Source organism: Herbidospora sp. NBRC 101105, from assembly GCF_030269205.1.
Lineage (GTDB): Bacteria > Actinomycetota > Actinomycetes > Streptosporangiales > Streptosporangiaceae > Herbidospora > Herbidospora solisilvae.
Genome location: NZ_BSSX01000025.1, coordinates 1 through 439, shown reverse-complemented (window position 1 = coordinate 439; position 439 = coordinate 1). Strand labels below are relative to the sequence as shown.

The following is a 439-nucleotide window of genomic DNA, read 5'->3' as shown; positions in this document are numbered from 1 at the left end:
TGGTGCCAGCCGCCCCAGCCGAAGCTGCCGTTGTGGCCGTAGCCGCCGCGGACGCGGAAGTCGTCGACGTGCTTGCCGAAGACGATGTGCTTGGACAGGAAGGTCTTGGTGCTGTACCGCTTGTAGAAGAACCACTTGCCGTGGTCCTTGTAGTAGACGTCGAAGAAGCTGTGGTCGCGGTCGTCGTGGTCGCGGTCCCAGATCTTGAAGTCGAGCCAGTAGCGGCCGCCGCTCTTGCCCCACCGGTAGTCGAACCGGCCGTCGCCGCGTTCGAAGCGGTCCCAGCTGGACCCGGCCTGGGCCTGGGCGGCCGAGGCGGTGGCGGTGGTGGTGGCGGATGCCGTGGCGGCCGGTGCGATAGCAACCCCCGTGGCCACGACGCCGGCCAGAACGGTCCCGGCGAGCAGCTTGCCGATCGTGTGCACTGTTTCCTCCGTGT

Annotated in this window: 1 protein-coding gene; it reads right to left on the bottom strand. The window is 67.7% G+C overall.

Features of this window, described 5'->3' with window-relative positions; genetic code table 11:
* A partial coding sequence (locus QSK34_RS37645) for a hypothetical protein (protein WP_285591629.1) occupies positions 1–425 on the bottom strand: 425 nt, incomplete at its 3' end.
* Positions 426–439 lie beyond the last annotated feature (14 nt).